The organism is Pseudomonas sp. MYb60 (assembly GCF_002979555.1).
In the GTDB taxonomy this organism is placed as follows: Bacteria; Pseudomonadota; Gammaproteobacteria; order Pseudomonadales; family Pseudomonadaceae; genus Aquipseudomonas.
In genome coordinates this window covers 123175-143500 of the sequence record NZ_PCOZ01000011.1, presented here as the reverse complement: position 1 = coordinate 143500, position 20326 = coordinate 123175, and the positions used below count along the sequence as shown (strand labels likewise).

General features: G+C 60.5%; 22 protein-coding genes. 14 read left to right on the top strand and 8 right to left on the bottom strand.

Annotation, left to right across the window (positions count from 1 at the left end; genetic code table 11):
* Positions 1-32 precede the first annotated feature (32 nt).
* From CQ041_RS19100 to CQ041_RS19075, 6 genes are all read left to right on the top strand, one after another.
* The gene (locus CQ041_RS19100) at positions 33-911 is read left to right on the top strand and encodes an amino acid ABC transporter permease (RefSeq protein WP_105523913.1); all 879 of its coding nucleotides are present in this window, start codon (positions 33-35) and stop codon (positions 909-911) included.
* A 24-nt stretch (positions 912-935) separates the two neighbouring features.
* The gene (locus CQ041_RS19095; RefSeq protein WP_105523914.1) at positions 936-1700 is read left to right on the top strand and encodes an amino acid ABC transporter ATP-binding protein; all 765 of its coding nucleotides are present in this window, start codon (positions 936-938) and stop codon (positions 1698-1700) included.
* A 25-nt stretch (positions 1701-1725) separates the two neighbouring features.
* On the top strand, positions 1726-2547 hold the full coding sequence (locus tag CQ041_RS19090) for an ABC transporter substrate-binding protein (protein WP_105523915.1): 822 nt from the start codon (positions 1726-1728) through the stop codon (positions 2545-2547).
* Positions 2548-2635: 88 nt separating this feature from the next.
* Positions 2636-3805 carry an MFS transporter gene (locus CQ041_RS19085; RefSeq protein WP_105524039.1) on the top strand — a complete coding sequence of 390 codons (1170 nt, stop codon included), beginning with the start codon at positions 2636-2638 and terminating at the stop codon, positions 3803-3805.
* A gap of 54 nt (positions 3806-3859) precedes the next feature.
* Positions 3860-4807, top strand: a complete 948-nt coding sequence (locus CQ041_RS19080) for a hypothetical protein (RefSeq protein WP_105523916.1) — start codon at positions 3860-3862, stop codon at positions 4805-4807.
* Between the two features lie 93 nt (positions 4808-4900).
* A complete protein-coding gene (locus CQ041_RS19075; protein WP_105523917.1) occupies positions 4901-5281 on the top strand; it encodes a helix-turn-helix transcriptional regulator in 381 nt (126 codons plus the stop codon).
* Positions 5282-5334: 53 nt separating this feature from the next.
* On the opposite strand, the gene CQ041_RS19070 is transcribed toward CQ041_RS19075, so the two are convergent.
* Positions 5335-6081: a hypothetical protein gene (locus CQ041_RS19070; RefSeq protein ID WP_105523918.1), complete on the bottom strand. Its 747-nt coding sequence runs from the start codon at positions 6079-6081 to the stop codon at positions 5335-5337.
* Between the two features lie 108 nt (positions 6082-6189).
* Complete coding sequence (locus CQ041_RS19065; RefSeq protein ID WP_105523919.1) at positions 6190-7245, bottom strand: MBL fold metallo-hydrolase; 1056 nt, start codon at positions 7243-7245, stop codon at positions 6190-6192.
* Positions 7246-7367: 122 nt separating this feature from the next.
* Here CQ041_RS19065 and CQ041_RS19060 point away from each other — a divergent pair, with 122 nt between their 5' ends.
* On the top strand, positions 7368-7994 hold the full coding sequence (locus CQ041_RS19060; RefSeq protein WP_105523920.1) for a TetR/AcrR family transcriptional regulator: 627 nt from the start codon (positions 7368-7370) through the stop codon (positions 7992-7994).
* Between the two features lie 192 nt (positions 7995-8186).
* Positions 8187-9245 (top strand): diguanylate cyclase, encoded by a 1059-nt coding sequence (locus tag CQ041_RS19055; RefSeq protein ID WP_105523921.1) that lies wholly within the window; start codon positions 8187-8189, stop codon positions 9243-9245.
* 21 nt (positions 9246-9266) lie between these two features.
* On the opposite strand, the gene CQ041_RS19050 is transcribed toward CQ041_RS19055, so the two are convergent.
* A complete protein-coding gene (locus CQ041_RS19050; protein ID WP_105523922.1) occupies positions 9267-10157 on the bottom strand; it encodes a LysR family transcriptional regulator in 891 nt (296 codons plus the stop codon).
* 80 nt (positions 10158-10237) lie between these two features.
* Here CQ041_RS19050 and CQ041_RS19045 point away from each other — a divergent pair, with 80 nt between their 5' ends.
* Both CQ041_RS19045 and CQ041_RS19040 read left to right on the top strand, forming a co-directional pair.
* Entirely contained in the window at positions 10238-10936 is a 699-nt protein-coding gene (locus tag CQ041_RS19045; RefSeq protein WP_177429402.1) for a CTP synthase, read from the top strand.
* The gene (locus CQ041_RS19040; RefSeq protein WP_105523924.1) at positions 10933-11253 is read left to right on the top strand and encodes an antibiotic biosynthesis monooxygenase; all 321 of its coding nucleotides are present in this window, start codon (positions 10933-10935) and stop codon (positions 11251-11253) included. Before CQ041_RS19045 ends, CQ041_RS19040 begins: the two co-directional genes overlap by 4 nt.
* Before the next feature lie 53 nt (positions 11254-11306).
* Here CQ041_RS19040 and CQ041_RS19035 read toward each other — a convergent pair whose 3' ends face one another.
* A complete protein-coding gene (locus tag CQ041_RS19035; RefSeq protein WP_105523925.1) occupies positions 11307-11630 on the bottom strand; it encodes a DUF2025 family protein in 324 nt (107 codons plus the stop codon).
* Between the two features lie 232 nt (positions 11631-11862).
* On the opposite strand from CQ041_RS19035, the gene CQ041_RS19030 reads away from it, so the two are divergent.
* From CQ041_RS19030 to CQ041_RS19020, 3 genes are all read left to right on the top strand, one after another.
* Positions 11863-12990 carry a glycerophosphodiester phosphodiesterase family protein gene (locus CQ041_RS19030; RefSeq protein WP_105523926.1) on the top strand — a complete coding sequence of 376 codons (1128 nt, stop codon included), beginning with the start codon at positions 11863-11865 and terminating at the stop codon, positions 12988-12990.
* Between the two features lie 86 nt (positions 12991-13076).
* Positions 13077-13385 (top strand): PepSY domain-containing protein, encoded by a 309-nt coding sequence (locus CQ041_RS19025; protein WP_105523927.1) that lies wholly within the window; start codon positions 13077-13079, stop codon positions 13383-13385.
* Between the two features lie 178 nt (positions 13386-13563).
* Positions 13564-14736: a GAF domain-containing sensor histidine kinase gene (locus CQ041_RS19020; RefSeq protein WP_105523928.1), complete on the top strand. Its 1173-nt coding sequence runs from the start codon at positions 13564-13566 to the stop codon at positions 14734-14736.
* Here CQ041_RS19020 and CQ041_RS19015 read toward each other — a convergent pair whose 3' ends face one another.
* Positions 14737-16365 carry a methyl-accepting chemotaxis protein gene (locus tag CQ041_RS19015; RefSeq protein ID WP_105523929.1) on the bottom strand — a complete coding sequence of 543 codons (1629 nt, stop codon included), beginning with the start codon at positions 16363-16365 and terminating at the stop codon, positions 14737-14739.
* Positions 16366-16607: 242 nt separating this feature from the next.
* On the opposite strand from CQ041_RS19015, the gene CQ041_RS19010 reads away from it, so the two are divergent.
* Positions 16608-17627, top strand: a complete 1020-nt coding sequence (locus CQ041_RS19010; RefSeq protein WP_105523930.1) for a transporter — start codon at positions 16608-16610, stop codon at positions 17625-17627.
* Here CQ041_RS19010 and CQ041_RS19005 read toward each other — a convergent pair.
* The 3 genes from CQ041_RS19005 to CQ041_RS18995 are packed head-to-tail and all read right to left on the bottom strand — an operon-like array spanning position 17619 to position 20290.
* Positions 17619-18596, bottom strand: a complete 978-nt coding sequence (locus CQ041_RS19005; RefSeq protein ID WP_105523931.1) for a biotin-dependent carboxyltransferase family protein — start codon at positions 18594-18596, stop codon at positions 17619-17621. The genes CQ041_RS19010 and CQ041_RS19005 overlap by 9 nt on opposite strands.
* Positions 18593-19471, bottom strand: a complete 879-nt coding sequence (locus tag CQ041_RS19000; protein ID WP_105523932.1) for an allophanate hydrolase subunit 1 — start codon at positions 19469-19471, stop codon at positions 18593-18595. Before CQ041_RS19000 ends, CQ041_RS19005 begins: the two co-directional genes overlap by 4 nt.
* Positions 19472-19531: 60 nt before the next feature.
* Positions 19532-20290 carry a 5-oxoprolinase subunit PxpA gene (locus CQ041_RS18995; protein ID WP_105523933.1) on the bottom strand — a complete coding sequence of 253 codons (759 nt, stop codon included), beginning with the start codon at positions 20288-20290 and terminating at the stop codon, positions 19532-19534.
* Positions 20291-20326 lie beyond the last annotated feature (36 nt).

Sequence of the window (20326 nt, the reverse complement as noted above, 5' to 3'; positions counted from 1 at the left end):
AGTTAGAGCGTTGTAAGTTTTGGAGATTCACCATGAACCAAACCCCGGCCGAGCGCTTGGAAATAGAGCGCAAGTTGTCCGAGAACCAGTTCGATATCACGCAATACGAGCACGTACCGCGTCGTTATTACGGGCGGATGTTTTTTGCCACCTTGATCGTGATCGTGTTGGCCGCGCTGTTGCGTGCATTCGCCAATGGCCAGATCGAATGGTCCTACATCGGTCAGTTCCTCACGTCCGAGGCCATCCTCTGGGGCTTGGTGAACACCATCGTCATGTCGATCCTGGCGATGGCGCTGGGCGTGGTCATCGGGGTGATCACGGCGATCATGCGCATGTCGGCCAACCCGATCCTGCGCTACGTGGCCATCACCTACACCTGGCTGTTCCGCGGCACGCCGCTGATTCTGCAACTGCTGTTGTGGTTCAACCTGGCGTTGATCTTCCCGGTGATCGCGATTCCCGGCCTGTTCAGCATTGACACCGTCGACCTGATGACCCCGTTCGTGGCCGCCCTGCTCGGCCTCAGCATCAACCAGGGCGCCTACACCGCCGAGGTGGTGCGCGCCGGTTTGCTGTCCGTGGATACCGGCCAGTACGAAGCCGCCAAGTCCATCGGCATGCCGAGCCTGCAGGCACTACGCAGGGTCATTCTTCCGCAGGCGATGCGCGTGATCATTCCGCCCGTAGGCAACGAGTTCATCAGCATGGTGAAAATGACCAGCCTGGCCAGCGTGATCCAGTACTCGGAGCTGCTGCACAACGCGCAAAACATCTACTACGCCAACGCGCGGGTCATGGAGCTGCTGATCGTGGCCGGCATCTGGTACCTGGCGGTGGTGACTGTACTTTCATTTGGTCAAAGCCGCCTCGAGCGTCGTTTTGCCCGCGGCGCCGGCAAGCGTTCGTAAGTCTGGGTTGAGGAGATTTGCCCCATGAGAAGCATCGTCAAGGCCGTCAACCTGAACAAATATTACGACGAGTATCACGCGCTGCGTGACATCAATATCGAGGTCGAGCAAGGCGAAGTAATGTGCATCATCGGCCCGTCGGGCTCCGGTAAAAGCACCCTGCTGCGTTGCGTCAACCAGCTGGAAAAAATCGACAAGGGCGGCCTGTGGGTCGACGGCGAACTGGTGGGTTACCGCGTCGTCGGCAACAAGCTGCATGAGATGAACGAGTCGCAGATTGCCCGCCAGCGCCTGGCAACCGGCATGGTGTTCCAGCGCTTCAATCTGTTCCCGCACATGACCGTGTTGCAGAACATCATCGAAGGCCCGTGCCAGGTGCTCAAGCGCTCGCCCAAGGAAGCCATCGAAGATGCGCTGGAACTGCTGGCCCGCGTCGGCCTGGCGGACAAGCGCAATGCCTACCCGGTGGAATTGTCCGGCGGGCAGCAACAGCGCGTGGCGATTGCCCGTGCATTGGCGATGCGTCCCAAGCTGATGCTGTTTGACGAGCCCACGTCAGCCCTCGACCCGGAGCTGGTCGGCGAAGTGCTGTCGGTGATGCGCGATTTGGCCACCACCGGCATGACCATGATCGTGGTCACCCATGAATTGGGCTTCGCCCGCGAAGTCTCCAACCGCATGGTGTTTATGGATGCCGGCCAGATTGTGGAAGCCGGCAGCCCCGAAGACATTCTAATAAGCCCACAAAACCCGCGTACCCAAAGCTTTATTTCTGCCGTTCGCACTTAACTAAAAAACAAACGAGAACGCCCCCATGAAAAAATTGTTTATCCCAACGTTGCTCGCAGGCCTGATGGCCTCCTCCGCTGTTTTCGCGGCATTGCCGGCGGCAATCAAGGACAAGGGCGAAATCAGCGCGGCCATTGTGCCTAACTATCCGCCGATGGATTTCAAGGACCCGGCCACCAACAAACTCACCGGCCTTGACTTCGACCTGGGCAACGCCCTGGCCGAGCGCCTGGGCGTGAAGATCAAATGGCAGGAAACCGGCTTCGAGCAGATGCTCAGCGGCCTGACGACCAAGCGTGTGGACATCGTGCTGTCGGGCATGACCGACACCGCTGAACGCCAGAAATCCGTGACCTTCGTCGACTACTTCACCAGCGGCCCGCAGTTGTACACCCTGGCCAAGCGTGAAGACCTCAAGGAATTGACTGACCTGTGCGGTAAAAAAGTCGGCACCAGCCGTCGTACCACCTGGCCGTCGGAAATTGCCGCGTGGAGCAAGGAAAACTGCGAAGCGGCGGGTAAGCCGGCGATTGTGGTGATCGGCACCGAAGGCTCGGCGGATGCGCGGGCGCAATTGCAGCAGAATCGTCTGGATGCCGCGATGCAAGGCAGCGAAACCATTCCTTATTTGATGTCGCTGGATAAAGGCAAGTACAAGCCTGTCGGCCTGGCGATTTCCAAGCAGTTCACGGGGCTTGGGATTGAAAAGAGCAACACGGAACTGGTCACGGCGATCAGTGAAGCGTTGCAGGGCATGATTGATGACGGCACCTACGGCAAGATCCTGAAGAAGTGGGATCTGGAGCAAGGTGCCGTAGAAAAAATCACCATCAATTCCGGCCAGTAATTCGGTCTGAAAATGTGGGAGGGGGCTTGCCCCCTCCCACCTTGGACTTGTGTTGCCCAAGACAAATGACAAGGACACCCGCCCCACCGTGGCCACCTACTCCCTGGTAATCCGCCGCCTGATGATCTGCTCGGTGACCATCGTGGTCAGCCGCGCCATGACCAGCCCGTTGCTGGTCCTGTTGCTGAGTACCCGACTGGGCCTGAACCAGCAGGACATCGGCCTGCTGATGGGCATCGCTGTCTTTATCGCAACATTGCTGGGCCTGTACGGCGGCTACATCATCGACCGCCTGGAAAAGCGCAAGCTGCTGATCCTGGCTATGCTCTCCAGCTCCATCGGTTTTCTGTTGCTGACGTTTGCCAGCAACCTCTACCTCACCACCCTGACCCTGGTTATCACGGAAGCGGCGTCGGCGCTGTTCCTGATTGGCTCAAAAGCCATCATCAGCGAAAACCTGCCCGTGGGCGAACGTGCCAAGGTGTTTTCCCTGCGCTACACCCTCACCAATGTCGGCTACGCCACGGGGCCGATGGTCGGTGTGGTGATCGCCGGCCACATGCAACTGGCACCGTTCCTGATTGCCAGTGCGATCGCCTTTGGCAGCCTGTTCCTGATGATCGGCATCCCGCCCACCCAACGGGACGACAGCAACAAGCCTTTGAGTTTTCTCACCACCCTGCGCACGTTGCGCAGCGACCGTACACTGATCCTGTTCACCAGCGGCAGCTTGCTGAGCACCATTGTGCATGGGCGCTACACCCTGTACCTGTCGCAGTTTTTGCTGGTGGCCTACACGCCCGCCGAGGCCTTGAAGATTCTGTCTGCGGTGCTGGCGTGCAATGCCATTACCGTAATTCTGATGCAGTACCAGATCGGCCGCTTTCTCAAGCGCGAGCAACTGCGCTACTGGATCGTGCTCGGCACACTGCTGTTCATTGCCGGCCTGATCGGTTTCAGCCTTGCGGACAGCCTGGTCACCTGGTGCCTGGCGATGTTCATATTTACCCTCGGCGAAATGATCATCTACCCTTCCGAGTTCCTGTTTATCGACACCATCGCGCCCGATGCGCTACGCGGCAGTTACTACGGCGCACAGAACCTGGCCGCGTTTGGAGGGGCAATGAGCCCGGTGATTTGCGGCTATCTGCTGATCAATGCGGCGCCGGCCAGCATGTTCTATGCGTTGGGGGCGCTGACAGCGGTCGGTGGAACGCTGTGCTTCTTGAGCGGGCGACGTGTTGCAGGTTCTTGCTGATATTTACGCGGGATCCCGCTATTAATAGCGAAACTTCTCACGAACCCGAGCCCCATGAAATTCGACACGGCCTACTGCCTGAGTCTCGACGAAAAATTGTCGATCTACGATGTCCGAGACCTGAATTTCGACGAAACCGCCGATTTCGATTCCGACAAGGACCGTTTCCTGTGCCCCAACGATGAATGCCGTGCGGCGTTCGATTCGGGTAATGCGCTGGGTACGTTCAATGCGAAAAACATCAACTATCAGCGCACGCCGCACTTCAAGAACAAAGTCAGCACGCGGCACATCGTGGGATGCCGGTACGGCAGCGCCCACAAGACGGCGGCCGGTGACGGTGAAGACGAACGCGAAGATCATTTCCCATCGGAATTCGTACTCACCCGCCGTCACTACGAGCGCAAGGCATCGCTTGCGGGCACCGAAGGCAATGCCCCACAAGCCTCTGCGAAAGCACCTTCGCATGGCAGCAGCACGTCCCACGCCACACACGACAGCACCCCGGATAAAACCAGCGTGTTCGCCCACCCGGTGGAATGCTACGTGTCCAACATCGACGACAAGGACAAGCTCAAGTCCATGCCGTTGAAGATCGGTGATCACACGGCGACCTACTGGTCGTTTTTCAAGAAGATCGAGTACCTGCAAGACAACAAGGGCTTGATCTACTGGGGCAGGATCAAGGCGATCAAGGACTACACCAGCAGCTTGCGCATCGACTTTGAAAAAAAGGTGTGGCTCGACAAGAAGCCCTACTCGGTCAACGTCTACCTGGGTAAAAAACTCATCGAGAACTATCGCAAACGCACGGCATTTCTCGAGCAGATCAAGGCGGCGGTGGACAGTGAGCAGGCGTTGTACTGCTTCTTCTACGGAGTGACGCCGGAGCTGAAACAGGTGCCGAGCAAGAAGAATCCCGAGCAGACGTTTGGGGTGTTCAGCGCGAATATCGAGAACCTCGATCACCTGATTATTCGGGAAGCGCCGGGGGTGGAATAGTGGGTCGTTAAACATTCAGTTGATGAGCGGTCAAAACAACTGTACAAAAACACAGTATAGTTTGTCTTCCCCGTCGAATCCTGGAGAAACCCCATGTCCTCTCTGGCAATGAGCTCTTATGTAGAACAGCAGATCGTCCTGCACCAATTCACCGCCAAGCACAGCGTGCAGGCTCGCGCGATGCTGGGTTGGAGCCGCGAAGAGCTGGCTCGTCAGGCCAGTGTGGCGGTGGAGGCGGTTCAGCACTTTGAACATCAAGGTGATGTGGGGGATGAAACCCGCCTGGCCCTGGCGTTTCGGCTTGAAGCTGAAGGGCTGGTGTTTTTCCCGGGTTTTGCACCGGGCTGGGGGATGAGTGTGCGTCGGTTTGACGCCACCACGAGCGAACCCGCAGCACAGGGGATTCTCTCGCGCTTGCTGGGCTCAGCCAATGCAAATGCTGACGCACCCACCCCTCAACCCAATGGGGTGTAGCGGCCAGACGCAGACTGGTGAGCACCGTAAATCCTGTGGCGGTGCACGATCGTTCAACCGCTTGATGCAGGCTGCGCCACCGTCGGCGCAGCGAAAAGTCGCTGGCAGGTTTGCACGATTACCTTCAGACGCTTATGCGCCCCCCGGCTACCGTAGATCCAGAGTCTCATCCCGCCCTCAAGCACTTCGCAGTGGCTGGGATATCCGTTTTCGCAAGCAGCGTGAAAGGCACGACTGTGGCTATCGGAGACCAGGGCATCCAGGCCATGCCTAACCACCAGGTGATCGATTTCATTGTACGACTGCACATTGAAATGAAAATGCTCGTCCCTGCGCTGCGCACTGACAGGCACCAACTGCGCCCCAGCCTGGCACAGTAAGCCCAACACGCGAAGGAACGCAGCGCTGTGTTCGACGGGTGCGAAGTCCGATCCGGCCTGATACCGATCCGCGAACCCGATACGATAGCCAGCAAGCGTCTGCGGCTTCAGGTAGTTGATACTGTCCTGCACAAGCGGCACTTCCACCATGACCGGCGTCGAAGGGTCGACACCACTCAGGGCGATCAGCGACAACGCCGCATCACGCACGGGTTTCAGGGGAAGCGCTGGCGCGTCGTAGCCGGGGATGGGGATGCAGCCCTCGACGTGGACCGCGGCTACAGCGCCGACTTCAAACGTGATAGCGCCCGAGCTGGCCCTGTCACTCGGCGGCGCAGGTGATGCGGCCTCCACAAAGCCCGCCGGTAGCGATCGCCAGACAATGCCGCCCGGCCAATTAATCTCACAGTTGTCTTTCACCGAAACGCTCCGCGCAACGAACACATTCCGCAGATCATCGCACCGTCGTCAGGCCGCTGTCGCAGTGCCGAAACACCTTGAAAACTCCTTTTTTCCAGTCTGGTGATTTCAGCCCAACGACTGCTGCGCGCCACGGGTTTCCAACTCCAGCCACCACGCATGCCCCCGCTCAGGCTGATCAAGACTGAAAGCCTGCCCCATCTGCGGCGTGGTGATCGACACATTGCGCTCCCACGCCAGCGCCATGATGCGGTCGAAGGGTTCGTGCCAGGCATGGAAGGCCAGGTCGAAAGTGCCGTTGTGAATCGGCAACAGCCAGCGGCCCTTGAGGTCGATATGCGCCTGCAGCGTTTGCTCCGGCTGCATGTGCACGTGGGGCCAATCGACGTTGTAGGCGCCCGTCTCCATCAAGGTCAGGTCAAACGGACCGAACTGTTCGCCGATGCGTTTGAAACCGTCGAAGTAACCGGTGTCGCCGCTGAAAAAAATCCGCCGTGCCGCGTCGATCATGACCCACGAGCACCAGAGCGTCTGGTTGCCATCAAACAGGCCACGCCCGGAAAAATGCTGCGCCGGCGTTGCCACAAAGCGAATGCCTTCGACCTCAGTGCCCTGCCACCAATCCAGCTGCCGCACTTTGTCGGCCTGCACCCCCCACTTGATCAGCAGGTCCCCCACCCCCAGCGGGGCCAGGAAATAACGGGTCTTGGCGGCCAATTCGACCACAGCCTTGCGATCGAGATGGTCGTAGTGGTTGTGGGAAAGGATCACCGCCTCCAGCGGCGGCAGCTCATCAAGGCTGATGGGCGGCTGGTGAAAGCGCTTGGGGCCGGCCCAACTGAACGGTGATGCACGCTCGGCGAACACCGGGTCGGTCACCCAGAATTTGCCACGCATCTTCAGCAGCACCGTTGAATGCCCGAGGCGAAACACGCTGTGATCGGGGGCCGCCAGCAGGAGCTCGCGGGTCAGGGGCTGCACCGGTATCTGCCCCACCGGCCGCGTGTTGCGTGGTTTGTTGAACGCCATGTTCCAGAAAATACGCAGGGTCTTGCCGAGGCCGCCGTGCTGCACGGGGACTTCGTTGTTGAAATGCGCCTTGTCCTGCTCGGCCGGGGAACGCGCGGCAGACGAGGAATCGGGACGGGATGAAAGGATGGCCATGATGGAAGACTCCTGCGTAACGCGCATTAGTTACACTGCACAGTGTAGTTTCTAGATTGCAACAAAAGCCGGAGCAAGTAAACTACCGAGTGTAATTTCCCTTCATTCGCCGAGCGTCACCTATGACCATCCCTCAACGCCTCACTGACCGCAAGCGAGAAGCCATCGTGGCGGCCGCCATCGCCGAGTTTCGCGATAACGGTTTCGAGGTCACGAGCATGGACAAGATCGCCGCCACCGCCGGTGTTTCCAAACGCACGGTGTACAACCATTTTCCCAGTAAAGAAGAGCTATTCGCCGAAATCCTCCATCAGCTATGGGCCAGCACCGTCGCCCAACTGGATGTGAGCTACGCCAGCGACCGTCCGCTGCGCGAACAACTGCGTGGCTTGCTGGAAGCGAAAATGAAGATGATGGCAGACGCCAACTTTCTTGACCTGGCCCGCGTCGCTATCGCTGCCACGATCCACTCACCCGCGCGCGCCCAAGACATGGTCACCCGTCTGAGCCAGCGTGAAGAAGGCTTTACCCAGTGGATCCGCGCCGCCCAGGAAGACGGCCGCCTGGCTTGCAAGGACCCGGCATTTGCCGCCCATCAGATCCAGGGCATGCTCAAGGCGTTTGCATTCTGGCCGCAGATTACCCTTGGCCAACCCATCCTTGACGCCGCCGTCCAGGCCAGCGTGATTGAGTCAGCCATCGACCTTTTTCTTGCCGGTTACGAAGTCAGCCCCGCTGCCAGACCCTGAAGGCTATTTCAGGGACGACATTTCAGGTCGCTTTTGACGCATTCGCCCTCTTATTTGCGCAAATGGCCTCGAAGGACACTGATTATTCCTCCGGGAATCACTGACAATATTCACCGGCATTATCCGATCAACGGCTGATTCCGCGTGAACGTGTGTCGTCGCATCGGCAGAATAGAGCTGACCCAGGAATCTATGGAAAACAGACAAGGCAAAGGGCTTTCGTTTGCCAGGCGCATCTACAGGCCCAGGATCATCGGCACGGCAATGTGCGCCATCAGTGTGATTGCGGCTCTCTATCCGCTAGGAATTCCTGTGTGGGTCTGGGCATTGTTGTTGGTCAATGGATTGGTCTGGCCACACCTGGCGTATCAACTGGCAACCCGCTCCACATTCCCTTACGACGCTGAACGCCGCAACCTGGTGTATGACGCGCTGTTCAGCGGTTTCTGGGCGGCGACGCTGCAATTTACACCGCTGGCCACCGTGACGTTGCTGTCGATGGTGTCGATGAACAATGTGGCAGCCGGTGGCACGCGCCTGCTGGTGCGAGGCGCCTTGGCCCAACTGCTGGGTATCGCCGTGGCCGGTATGTTGTTCGGGCTGCAGTTCAACCCTTCCGTGAGCCTGACCCAGGTGTACGCGTGCCTGCCCATGCTGACGCTCTACCCGATGGCCATCGGCATGGTTTGCTACCAACTGGCGATCAAGCTCTCGGAACACAAACGCGCCCTCAGTGCCTTGAGCCGTATCGACAGCCTCACCGGCTTGCTCAACCACGGGTCGTGGAAGGACTTGCTGCAACTCAAGTTCCTCAAGTGCACGCAGCAACAAGGGCACGCGACCATCGCACTGATCGATATCGATCATTTCAAGCAGATCAATGACTCACACGGCCATATCGTCGGGGACGCGGTACTGCGCCAATTGAGCTTGGAGTTGCGACGTAACTTGCGGGAAAACGACCTGGCCGGGCGTTACGGCGGCGATGAATTTTGTGTGATTCTTCCGCAAATGCCCCTACAACAAGCCGCCCGGGTAATGGAGCGCATGCGCGAAACGTTCAGCAATTACCGCAACCCGCAGTTTCCTGAACTACGCGTGAGCCTGAGCATCGGCCTGGCAGAGTTCCAACCGTCCTACATTGATGCCGCCTCGTGGCTCAATGCCGCCGATCGGGCCCTGTATGCCGCCAAGGACACCGGGCGCAACCGGGTCAGTGTCAGCGAGGAGCTGGTTGCCCAATCCGCTTGAACATCCTGTGTACTCCCTCGTCTAGGTGGGTGTGGTGTTCAGGCTCACATGCCGCGCCAACTCATCGAACAACGTCACCACCGAGCGCAAGGCTCGACAGTCGGGGCGTGTGAGCAGCCACAGCGCCGTGTCATGCCCGGTCAACGCCGGGCCCAGCGGGCGCAGATCGTCATCCAGCAGAAAATCCGGCAACGCCGCCACACCCAGTCCGGCGCGCACCAACTCGGTGACCGACAACATGCTGTTGCAACGATACGCGGGTCGAACGCCCGGCAACTGCTCGCGGCGCCAGACCACCGTCGGATGATCGGGCATAAAGTCATCCGGGGCGATCCAAGGCTGCTCGGCCAGGTCGCGCCGCGCATGCTGATGCGCAAAACCGGGGCTGGCACACACGTGATATGCCACCTTGCCCAGGCAACGTCCTACCAGGTGTTCGGGCGGTGTCCTGGTGAGGCGCAAGGCAATGTCCGCGTCGCGGCGGCTGAGGTTGGCAAAATCATTCGAGGTGTTCAGCTCCAGCGACAGCGCCGGGTACTGCGGCATGAACTGCGCCAGGGCCGGTAGCAGCAAGCCATGCAAGACCGAATCGGAACAGGTCAGGCGTACCGTGCCGCTGATCACTTCACCGCCCTGCTCCACGCCAATGCGTGCCGCCTCCAGCGCCTGTTCGGCACATTCGGCCTGTTGCGACAGGTCGCGCGCCAGGTGGGTGGGCAGGTAACCGGCGCGGCTTTTTTCAAACAGCGTCTGGCCCAACGCCGCCTCCAGGCGCCGCACCGCACGGAACACCGTGGACACATCCACCCGCAATAACGCCGCCGCCCGCGCCAGAGTGCCGCCACGGACCAGGGCGAGAATCAAAGACAGGTCAGGGTAATCGAGCCGATAGTGCGCAGCTGCATTGATCATGTGGGCAAACGCCAATATTGATTGCGTGAGCGCCAATCTATAGTGCGCACCAGGACACCACAAGCCATGGGATGCACACGATGAACAACCGCCCGCTGCACCTCGCCCTGATCGGCGACTACAACCCCGATGTGATCGCGCACCAAGCCATTCCCGTTGCGCTGCAACTCGCCGCCGAGGCGCTGGGACTGAAGGTGGACCTGCAGTGGGTCGCCACCGACAGCGTCACTCCGTTGGAAGGCTTCGACGGTTTCTGGTGTGTACCCGCCAGCCCCTACCGCGATACCGAAGGCGCTGTGCAGGCGATCCGGTTTGCCCGCGAACAACAGCGACCTTTCCTCGGCACCTGCGGCGGTTTTCAACACGCGGTTCTTGAGTACGCCCGCAATGTGCTGGGCTGGGCGGACGCCGAACACGGTGAATTGGCGCCGCGGTCCAAACGCGCCGTGATTGCGCCACTGAGCTGCGCCCTGGTGGAAGCGACCGACAGGGTGCGACTGGTGCCCTACACCCGCATCGCCGAGGCCTACGCCCGCCTGGATGTACAGGAAGGTTATCGCTGCCGCTACGGCATCAACCCGCAGTTCCTCGACGCGCTGCTGGAGGGCGACCTGATCGCCGGCGGCCATGATTCAGCGGGGGACCTGCGCGCGGTGGAACTGCTCGGCCACCCGTTTTTCGTCGCCACCTTGTTCCAACCCGAACGCGCCGCTCTCGAAGGCATCACGCCGCCCCTGGTGATCGCCCTGCTCAAGGCCTGCCAGGCAGCGCGCGCATGATCGCCAACACACCCGCCCCGCCCTACTTCGCGGTGATCTTCAGCTCGCTGCGTACCGAGGGCGATCATGGCTACGGCGAAGCCGCCAGCCGCATGCTGGCACTGGCCCACGAACAGCCGGGCTTTCTTGGCGTGGAGTCGGCGCGGGAGGATGGGCTGGGCATCACCGTGTCGTACTGGGAGAGTGAAGCGGCGATCCTGGCCTGGAAGCAGCAGGCCGAGCACCGGGCAGTGCGCGAAAAGGGGCGCGCACTCTGGTACTCAGCCTTCCAGACACGCGTATGCAAAGTCGAAAGGGCCTATACGTTCCACACTTGAAATGCGGCCCGCTCCCACACTCAGATCTTCAAATGCCTGAAATAGGCCTGGGCTTAAATGACCAGGCTGCGCAATGCGCTGATCTGCGGGATCTCCACCCGGCGCATATACACCCGCAACGGCTGCGTGATGTTGATGCGCTCGTCGATGTTCTGGTCCAGCAGCAACTGGAGGCGTTCGCGGGACAACGTCATGGTGTTTTCGGGGGCCGGCAGCCAGACGAATTCGGCGGTGGGGATGATGCCGTCATCGGCCACGTCCATGCCGAACGCGTCTTCGCTGAAACGCACGATGTACTGGCCGGTCTTGCGGTTCAGGCCGACAAAACCGTGGAGGTGGTCGGCGGCCTGGCAGATAAGTTCGGAAGTGATGCGCATGGTAAACCTCACTGAAAAGTCCCACAGGGACTGGAAAGATGGTTTACACGCGGGGCAAAAAGTACCGCCCTCTAGCGGGGCAGGTTCACGCAAGAGTACTGCAATGCCTTCTAAAAAAAAGCGGAAATTTGAACCGTGCGCACGTTAATGTCGGTTTGGTGATAGCGCCTTTCGCAATCAATTGTTAAAAAGGAGGCCTTCTCAAAGTTACCTCCACGAAAGGACTTCGCCTATGCCTGCCACGTTTACCAAAAGTGCCCTGCTGCTCGCCCTGATGCTCGGCCTGGGCCAGGCACAGGCTGAGGGTGTGATCAGCCCGGCTGAACTGGCAACCAATACAGGCATTCCGTACCCGGCAGTCATCGCCCACCGTGGCGCGTCGCACGACGCCCCCGAATCCACCGCCGCCGCCTACAAAGTCGCACGCGACCTGGGCGCCGACTACCTGGAGCTGGACTTGCAACGCAGCAAGGACGGCGTGCTTTTCGCCCTGCACGACAACAACCTGCAGCGCACCACCGACGTGGCCACCAAGTTCCCTGAGCGCAAAGATGCACCGGCCAACGAATTCACCTGGAAAGAGCTGCAAACCCTCGACGCCGGCAGTTGGTTCAACGCCGCCTACCCCGAGCGTGCGCGTCCAGGTTTTGTCGGCCTGAAAATCCTCAGCCTGGACGACATCATCAAGATTGCCGAAGGCAACCCGCAGCACAAACCCGGCTTGTACATCGAGACCAAAGAGCCCAAGCAATTCCCGGGCATCGAAGCCGACCTGAAAAACAAGCTGCTGGACAAGGGCTGGCTGAGTTCGGCCGGCTCCAAGCTGGGCAAGAGCAATACCGGCGTCGGCCAGGGCAAGGGTCGTGTGGTGCTGCAAACCTTTGAAAAATCCAGCCTGGTCGAGCTGCAGAAGGAAATGCCCAACACCCCGAAAATCCTGTTGCTGTGGGTGGGTGAAGGCAGCATCGAGCCCAAGTCCAAGCAGACGTTCGCCGAATCCGGTGAGCCGACAAAAGCCGCGTACTACGCCAAGCAAGAACCCAAGGACGCCGCCGAATTCGAAAAGTGGGTCGATGAAGCCAAACACCTCGGCGCCATCGGCACCGGCCCGTCGGCTGAGCTGACCGACCACGGCGACCAGAGCTACACCGACCTGGTCAAACCCGAGATGAACCAACTGACCCACGACAAGGGCCTGCTGGTGCACGTCTACACCGTGGACGAGCCTGTGGATTTCGACAAAGTCATGAAGGCCGGCGTCGATGGCATCTTCACCAACCGTGCTGACGAACTGTTGAAGTTCTATCAGCGCTGGCCGTCGTCCAGCGTGCGGGACCTGCTGAACGACTATAAATACTGAATAGGCAGTGTGCCATTAAGGATGAATTAAGTTGCGCTGGTTAACCTGATCCCACTTAAACAGCTCAACCGAGAAGGACACACACGATGAAAACCCTGACTGCTTTGTTCGCCGCTACCGCCCTGACCCTGACCGCCGGCCTGGCCCAGGCAGATGTTCGCCCTGACCAGATTGAAGGCCTGCTCAAGTCCGGCGCGGTGATGCCGTTTGAAAAGCTCAACGCTGCCGCCCTGGCCAAACACGCTGGCGCCACCATCAATGACACCGAGCTGGACCACAACCACAGCGGCGTCCTGGTCTACGAAGTCGACCTGACCGACACCGCCGGCAAGAAGTTCGAAGTGAAGCTCGATGCCAAGACCGGTGCCGTACTCGAAGACAAGCTGGACACTTGAGTGCTCGCTGAATAAAACCGCGCCACCTTAGGGTGGCGTTTTTTTTGCGCGCTCGTCGGCAATCTGCAGAAAACCCATCGGGACCCCGAATCTATTTGCACCCACATCGCGTAAGGCCGTTAGACTCACAGGCATCAGCCTAGGCATAACGCCATCGCGCCCGATCAGAGACCGTTACATGGGGCAAAAAGCCGCCGACATTGCCACAATCGGTCGAATCAGCGCCGTACCGGCCATGCTCAAGGTCATCAGTGACATGACCGGCCTGCGCTTTGCCGCTGTGGCTCGCGTAACGGAAGACACCTGGACCGCCTGCGCCGTGCTCGACACCCTGGGTTTCGGCCTGGGTGTGGGTGGCGAACTGGACCTGACCACCACCCTCTGCCACGAAATCCGTGGTTCACATGTGTCCGTGGTGATCGACAAAGCCAGCGAAGACCCGGTTTACCACGACCACCACACGCCGCGCCTCTACGCGTTTGAAAGCTACATTTCCGTCCCCGTTTTTCGCACCGACGGGCGCTTCTTCGGCACCATTTGCGCGCTCGACCCCGCCCCTGCGCAATTGCGCAGCAGCACCATCCAATCGACCATGGAGTCGTTTGCCCGCGTGCTGTCGCTGCAGATCGAAGCCGAAGAAAGCCTGCAACAAACCGAAGCCGAATTGCAGGAAGAACGCGGCACCGCTGAATTGCGTGAACAGTTCATCGCCGTGCTCGGGCACGATTTGCGCAACCCACTGTTCGCCATCAACTTCGGCGCCGAGCGGCTGCTGCGCAAACACCCTGACCCCGTCACTGACAAAATCGTGCGGCATATCCTCGCCAGCGGTCGGCGTGCGGCGCAACTGGTGGAAGACGTGCTGGATTTCGCCCGTGGGCGCATGGGTGGCGGCATTCCCCTGAGCATCAGCGACTGCCAGGGATTGCAGGCCACCTTGCAACATGTGGTGTCGGAGGTCCAGAGCGTGCACCCGCACCGCGAGATCCTTGCCGATATCGGTGAGCTCCAGGGGCTCAAGGGAGACCGGGAGCGGCTGGCGCAGTTGCTGTCCAACCTGGTGGCCAACGCCATCCACCACGGCAGTCACCAGGGCCCGATTGAAGTCACGGCAAGGGTTGAGCAGTCGCAATTTACGCTGGCGGTGAAAAACCCCGGGCAGATCAGCGCACAAGCCCTGCCGCGATTGTTTCAGCCCTACGCGCGGCCGGTGACCGATACGCCCCAGGCCGGGCTCGGCCTGGGGTTGTACATCGTCAAGCAGATTGCCGACGCACACGGCGGCGCACTGAGCGTATCCACGACCGAACAGCACGGCACCGTGTTTACGTTCAGCCTGCCAACCGGTTGATCAGGCGCCCAGCCGCGCCGTCACCTCATTCAACTCACCCGACAGCCCACGCAGGTTGTGGCTTGCCGCTTCGGTGCGCTTGACGTTATCGAGGTTGGCCGTGGCCACTGTCGTAATCTGGGTAATGTTGCGCGAGATATCTTCCGCCACCGACGTCTGCTCCTCGGCCGCCGTGGCGATCTGGCGGTTCATGTCGCGAATCGCCTCTACCGCCTGAGTGATATGGGCCAGCATGGCACCGGCCTGCGCGACCTTCTCCACACTCTCATCACTGCGCGACTGCCCGCTCACGATCGCTTCGGCCGCGCCCACCGCGCCGGTCTGCACCGCCTCAATGATGCCGTTGATCTCGATGATCGACGCCGCCGTGCGTTGCGCCAGGCTGCGCACTTCATCGGCCACCACCGCAAAGCCGCGCCCCGCCTCACCCGCGCGCGCAGCCTCGATGGCGGCATTCAGCGCCAGCAGGTTGGTCTGCTCGGCGATACCGCGAATCACTTCCAGCACTTTGCCGATGCGCACGCTGTCGGTTTCCAACTGGCGGATGATGCTGCCGGTGTTGAGGATCTCGTTGCGCATCTGGCCGATGGTAGCGATGGTGACTTGCATCACTTCGCCGCCCTGACGCGCCGATTGGTCGGCTTTATCGGCCGCGCGAGACGCGCTGGCGGCGTGGCGCGCGACTTCCTGGGCCGTGGCCGACATTTCGGTCATGGCCGTGGCCACCTGGTCGGTGCGGTTGAACTGATCATGGGTGCCCGTCGCCATTTGCCCGGCAATGGCATTCAACTCGCCGCTGGCACCGACCAGATCGGTGGCACTGCGTTGCAAGCGGCTGAAGGTTTCGGCGAGGAAATCGCGCAGGGTATTGGCGGCTGCGGCCAGATGCCCCAGTTCATCCTGACGTTGGCTGGCCACGCGCTCGGCAAAGCGGCCGTGGCTCAGTTGCGTCACGTAATCGATCAAGCCGCGAATCGGCAGGATCAGGTTGCGGTTGATCAGCCAGAGACTGAACAGGCCGATCAAGGCACCGGACACCACCATGATCGCCAGACCCGCCAACACGGTGCGCTCGGCATAGGCACTGATCGCCAACGACTGCTTGGCGCCCTGCTCACGCAGATCGCTCACCAGCGCACTCATCTGCTCGCTGGCGGCTCGGTCCACGCCCTTCACCGCGGCGTCGCCGGCCGTAGCTTCGCCACCCGCGGCCACGAAGGCATCGCGGCCCTTCTGATAGGCAACGCCGAGTTGCTGGTGTTCCTGGCGCAAGGTGTCGATGCGCTGGCTCAGGCTTGGATCGCTGCGGGTCTGGGTGACCAGCCGCGTGAGGATGCCTTGCACGTCGCGCTGGCGGTCTTCGAACTGGCCCCAGTATTTCTGCATGTCCTGGGGTTGCTTGCCGCGCAGCAGCACGTTTTTCCACTCTTGCACCTGCACCTTGAATTGCAGGTTGGCCTCATCGATCAATTGGGACGTGAGCAACGGTCCGTCAATCAGACTGCGATAGCTGTGCACCCCATTGGACAGGAAATTGAAACAGGCCAAGGCAATCAACAAGATCGCCAGCAGACTGCCACCGAGCAACGACAGGATTTGTGCTCTGAGGGAGGTTCGCAACACATTCATCGGGGTAACGCCTCGATACAGGGAGTTTGGAAAATCACGCGGTAACTTCCCTGTTATCAAGCGACTCATGCGCCCTGAATCGGCCGTGCCAGAGCCTTCTTGAACGTATCCAGACAAATGGTCAAATAAATGTCATGACATAGAAATAAACAGAAAATTGTCACAAAACTGTCACTTCGTCCTGCAATGATTCGCCACGCGACCTGTGAAATCTCCTACAGGCCCTTTGCCTGAGAGCCGCCATGAACCACAGCATTGATCACGGCCACCAGGACTCCGACCTGTTTGGCCTGCTCTACGGTTTTCGTTTTCGTCCTGGTGAAAAAGGTGAGCAGATTGACTCCGCAACCGCACTGCGGGCCCTGCAGCAACCGGGGGATGGCGAGGAGTTTTTGTGGTTGCACCTGAACCTCGCCCATGCCGCCTGCGAGCGCTGGATGAAGTCGCACCTGGATTTGCCCGAGGAGTTTTTCGAGGCCTTGCATGAAGGCTCGCGCTCCACCCGTATCGAACATGTCGACTCCGCCTTGCTGGCGGTGGTCAACGACGTGGTGTTCAACTTCAGCAGCATGGTCTCGTCGGATATTTCCACGCTGTGGGTGTGCGCCCGCAGCCGCTTGCTGATCAGCGCGCGCCTGCAACCCTTGCACTCGGTGGATAAGCTGCGCTCGTCGGTCAAGGCCGGTGAACACTTTCGCTCGCCGCTCGAACTGCTCGTTCACCTGCTGCGCGACCAGGGCGAAGTGTTGACCCAGATCGTGCGCAAAACCAGCATCAGCGTCGACCACATCGAAGACCAGTTGCTGTCTTCACGCGTGTCCACCAACCGTGCCGAACTCGGTGCCGCCCGCCGCGTGCTGGTGCGCCTGCAACGCCTGCTGGCGCTGGAACCCGGCTCGCTGCTGCGCCTGCTCAACCGCCCGCCCCAGTGGCTGCAAAAGGAAGACGTGAAGGAACTGCGTAAATCCACCGAGGAATTTGCGCTGATCATCAACGACCTGACCGCCTTGGGCGAGCGCATCAAGTTGTTGCAGGAAGAGATCGCGGCCAACCTCAACGAGCAGACCAACCGCACCCTGTTCACCCTCACCGTGGTGACGGTGCTGGCATTGCCGATCAACATCATCGCCGGTTTTTTCGGCATGAACGTGGGCGGTGTGCCGCTTTCCCAGGACCCGGAAGGCTTCTGGATCCTGGTAGCGCTGGTGGCGACGTTTACGTTGATTGCCGGGCGCTGGGCCTTTCGCAAGTTCTCAAGCTGAGATGAAGAGTCCACTCAGGGCCTTCAGGCGTTTCTTGTACACCCGCCGCGCTTCCAACGCTTCTTCCAGTGTTACCGCCACGAACCCTGCCCGCTGGTTCGGCTGCATCTGCCCGATCAAGTCCAGATCGGCACTGATCACCGTGCCGATCATCGCGTAGCCCCCACCCGACACGGCATCGCGGTGCAACACGATCGGCTCCAGGCCCGCCGGCACCTGGATCGAACCGATCGGATAGCAACTGTCGACGATATTCGACGGATCCGACCCTGCGCCGAACGGCTGTTCCCGTGGCTGGAAGCTCAACGCACTGCCGCCCTTGAAGCGGTAGCCGATGCGGTCGGCTTCGGAGCCCACTGTCCAGGGTTCGGCAAAAAAGCTGCTTTTCGCTGCCTCCGTCAGGCGTTCGTAATACAGCCCCGGCACTACGCGCAGGGTCACATCACCGCCCACGGATCGGCGCAGTGCCATCGGCAGGCTGTTGCCCGCCCGGCCCGCGCCGCCGGCTTCGCCGATGGGCAGTTCATCGCCTTCCTGCAAACGCCGTCCGTTGAAGCCGCCAAGTGCGCCGAGGGTGTAGGTCGAGCGGCTGCCGAGCACCAGCGGCACGTCAATGCCTCCGGCCACGGCGAGGTAAGTGCGCGCGCCCGCCTTGGGAAACTCAAAGCGCAAGACCTGCCCGGCACGCACCTGAAAGGCGGTGTCCTGGTGCACCACTTCACCGTCCAGGCGTGGCGACATCAAGGCACCGCTGAGTGCCACCAACGCGTCTTGCTGAAACTCCAGCTCGGGCCCGATCAACGTGCACTCCAGGCCCGCCGCGCCCACTGGATTGCCCACCAGGTGGTTGGCGGCACTCAGCGCGTATTGATCCAGCGCACCCGACGGCGGGATGCCCAGGTGGTAATAACCTTCGCGGCCCAGGTCCTGCACGGAGGTTGCGAGGCCGGGTTTGAGGACCTTGATCATGCCAGCGCCTCCTGCAGGGATTTCGGATAACCCATAGGGTCAGCGAGAAAGGCGTCAAGGGAAAATTCCACCGGACGGATGCGCAGGTCGAAACGCCCTGCATCGACTTCGGCAACCGCCTGGTCGTAGGCCTCACGGTCGATGGGTTTGAACTGCACGATATCGCCGGGGCGGAAGAACACCATGTGTTCCTTGAGGTACGCCAGTTGCTGGGCCGGGTCGTAGATCGGCGCCGGGGTCACGCCGAACATCTGGTAACCGCCGGCACCGCGCACCGAATAGATGCAGCCGAAACAGCCGCCATGGCCGAGGGTGAGTTTCGGCGTGTCGGTACGCGGGCGCAGGTATTTGGGCACCTGCAACTGCCGCTCGCGCTCAACCATCTGGAACATGAACGGCAGACCAGCGACGAATCCCACCATCGACACAAACCACGGCGTGACACTGTGGGCGTTGATAAACGCGTCCACGTCGGCCAGCCCGTTGATACGCGCGGCGTACTCCAGGTCGGTGCCGCTGGGGTCTTGATGACGGTCGCGAAATCGCATCAGCGTTTCGTGGGTCCACGGGTCGTTGTAGAGCACCGGGATTTCGATGATGCGCGTGTGCAAGGTGCGTTCGGCCACGGCCTGGGCTTCGGCGGTCTGTACCGCATCGAGCAATACGTGGGGCGCAATACGGTCGGGGTCGAAGCGAATCTGGAACGACGCATTGGCCAGGCACACGTCCAGCACGCCCTCCAGTGCCAGGCGTTCCACCGCGCGGGTAACCGCCATGCCTTTGAAAAAGGCTTCCAGGGACATGCTGTCACTGACCTCGGCAAACAGGTGTTCATCACCGCCGAAGCTGTAGCGGATGGGGGATGTTTCAGCCATGTCTGTTCCTCTTGGAATCATTGTAGAAAGGCAGGCGAAAAAAATTGAGGGATCGTTTTCTTATTGGGGTGTTTTGACGGTTATGCCCGCTTGGTCCAACGCTTCGCGCGTAGCCTCTACCAGGTCCAGGGCTCCAGGCGTGTCGCTGTGCAGGCAGATGGAATCGAATTCGATAAACAGGTCTTCACCTTCCACGGTTCGCACACGTCCCGTCTGACAGGCCCGTAGGACACGCGCCGCCACCGTCGCAGGATCCAGTGCTCGCACGTTGCGGGTAAACACGATGGAGCCGGTGAGATCGTACTCACGGTCGGCGTAGAACTCGCGCACCACCGGCTGCCCCAGCTCCTTGGCCACGCGCCAGATCACCGAGTTGGGCATGCAGTACAGCAACAGCGTCGGCTCGATGATTTGCAGGTTCTGCACCAGCAACCGAGCGGCTTCTTCGTCGCGCGCCAGGTGCATATACAGCGCGCCATGGGGCTTGATGTGTTGCAGGGTGACGCCCTGGGCACGAGCGATTTCACGCAGTGCGCCGAGCTGGTAGAGGATGTCGTCCACCAGTACCTGGGCCGGTGCGTTGATGTGGCGACGGCCGAAACCGACCAGGTCCCGAAAGCCCGGATGCGCGCCGATGGCCACGCCCAGTTGCTTGGCGCGCTCGACGGTGCGGCGCATGGTGCCAGGGTCGCCGGCATGGAAGCCGGTGGCGATATTGGCCGAGCTGATGTAGGCCATCAGCTCCGCGTCGACGCCATCGCCGATGGTCCAGGGGCCGAAGCTTTCGCCCATGTCTGAGTTGAAATCCACTGCTTGCATCAGAATCGCTCCGTCCACGTGATGCTGGAAAAGTAG